Origin of the sequence: Zoogloea sp. 1C4 (assembly GCF_009469605.1) — a bacterium.
GTDB classification, from domain to species: Bacteria; Pseudomonadota; Gammaproteobacteria; order Burkholderiales; family Rhodocyclaceae; genus Zoogloea; species Zoogloea oryzae.
Map to the genome: position 1 here is coordinate 1 of NZ_SSXU01000076.1, position 2019 is coordinate 2019.

Consider the following 2019-nt stretch of genomic DNA (forward strand, 5'->3'; position numbering starts at 1 on the left):
CAGCGATCAGCCGGGCGACACGGTGTGCGAGCGTGCTGGTCTTGCCCGAGCCCGCGCCGGCGATCACCAGCAGCGGCCCGCCCGCATGCTCGCACCGTCCCTCGCCCGCACCATGCTCCACCGCCTCGCGCTGCGCCGCATTGAGCCGCGCCAGCCAGGGCGCGGGGTCTGCGCCATCACAGGCGGGGAGGCGATCGACAGACGGCGGATCGGGCAGGAGGTTGGAGGTGCTCATGACTGAAATTATATCCAGTCATGCCCTCGCTTGCAGACTGCCGACGAGGACTCAGAGCCTGAGAAGCATTTGATTTCCGCAAGCCGAGTAACTGACATGCGATGAGACCCAGTGGCGCGCGATGCGCAGGTGCGGTGGGGTGTTCGAGGCCCAGCCAAGCGTCTGTGAGGGCAGATCCGGGGTCTTCAGGAGGCGGGTTTTCATTTCGGGCACCTCTTATGCCAGCGCTGCGGCGATTTTGGACGCACCGCTACCTCGACCGAGCATCTGCGGCGCGATCTTGGCCATGCGCATCAAGTTGTGCGCCAGCGCGTACAGGTAAGCCACCGCTCGAACCTTGCCCAGCCCGCGCACAGGCATGCGCTGCAGTCCGCGGTTGCGCGCCAGTGCGTTGACGCACTCGGCCGTGGCCGCGCGTTGCTTGTACACGTCCTTGATCTCGTCGCCGGCCATGCGCGCACGCCACTGCGCCACCGGCTCGGAGTCCCCTTCCTTGCGCCGGTACTTGTCCGGCGGCGGGGGGGCGTCGTCGTCGCGCTTGTCTGCATTGCGCCTGGGCTCGGGCACCGGGGCGATGACCTCGGTCTGGCCTTTCGTGTGCGCATGCACCGCCTCAATCTGCTCGTGCGCGGGAAAGCCCCCATCGACCAGCCATTGCCCGGGTACTGTGCCCGTGCGCTCGATGACCTGCTCGAGCATCGGCGCCATCTGCGCCATGTCGCTGCCGGTGTTGCTCACCTCCACGCCGACGATGACCTGGTCCTCGCACGTTGTGGCCAGTTGTACGTTGAACGCTGGCCTGAAGCCGCCGTCGCCCATCTTCATCACCCGCGCGTCGGCATCCGTGGTGCTGGCTCGTGCCTGCTCGGGCTTTTCACCGTTGCGCCGCTTGGCCGCCTGCACCTGCGGCAGTTGCTCCAGCGCGGCGCGGATGCACTCCTCGCGCTGCTGTGCGGCACGCTCGCGCGCAGCTTGCGCCCGGCGGCTGGCCGCTGCCGGATCGGCCGCGGCGCGTTTCTTGATGTCATCGACCAACTCGCCGGCCTCGGCCAAGTGCTGCTCGAGGCTGGCCTGCCGCCGAAACGACGCTGCGCCTGCATCGGCACGCACGCGCATGCCGTCCTGCGCCACGCGCTCCAGGCTGATCGCCCCAGCCGAGGCCAGCGCGGCGACATTGGCCGTGAGCACTTCGTCCATCAACCTCTCGTTGCCTGAGCGAAAGTCGTTGAGCGCGTGGTAATTCACCGACACGCCACCGCAGATCCAGCGGTAGGCGTCGCTCTCGCGCGTGAGACGGGCGATCTCCCGGCCGCTGCCCACCGCATCGAGCGTGGCGTACAGCCACAGCGCGAACAGGATCCGCGGGTCGATCGCCGACCGTCCGGCGTTGCTGCCACGGGCCTTGATCGATTCGATCAACCGGCTCAGGTCCTGCCGCTCGACGTAGCCCCACACCAGCCGAGCCCGGTGATCCTCACCCAGCAGCGACTCCAGGTCCGAGGCGCGCAGTTCGATCTGCCCGCGCTTGGGCTGCAGCAATCGCGCCGCGCCTTGCCGGCGTGAAGCCGCCCGCGCCTGCTTCGCCGCGATCACCTGTTGTTCCTCGACAGCCGGCAGGTCATCGAACAGGCTGGCCGGCGATCCGTTATGACCTTCGGTCTCGTTCATGTCTCGGAGCATGCCAGTCCCAGCACAACCTGGCGAGATTGGAGAAAAACTCTCACGCTCTCAGGCCGTCTTCGCCTCGTCCAGCCCCAGTTCCCGCTTCATCGTCTCGCGGATCA

2 protein-coding genes are annotated in these 2019 nt (G+C 67.6%); both read right to left on the reverse strand.

Translation table 11 applies throughout. The features are described from left to right. A partial coding sequence (locus GH681_RS22810; RefSeq protein ID WP_153163792.1) for a UvrD-helicase domain-containing protein occupies positions 1-235 on the reverse strand: 235 nt, incomplete at its 3' end. A 216-nt stretch (positions 236-451) separates the two neighbouring features. Then, entirely contained in the window at positions 452-1903 is a 1452-nt protein-coding gene (locus tag GH681_RS22815; protein WP_153163793.1) for an IS1182-like element ISThph1 family transposase, read from the reverse strand. Between the last annotated feature and the right edge of the window lie 116 nt (positions 1904-2019).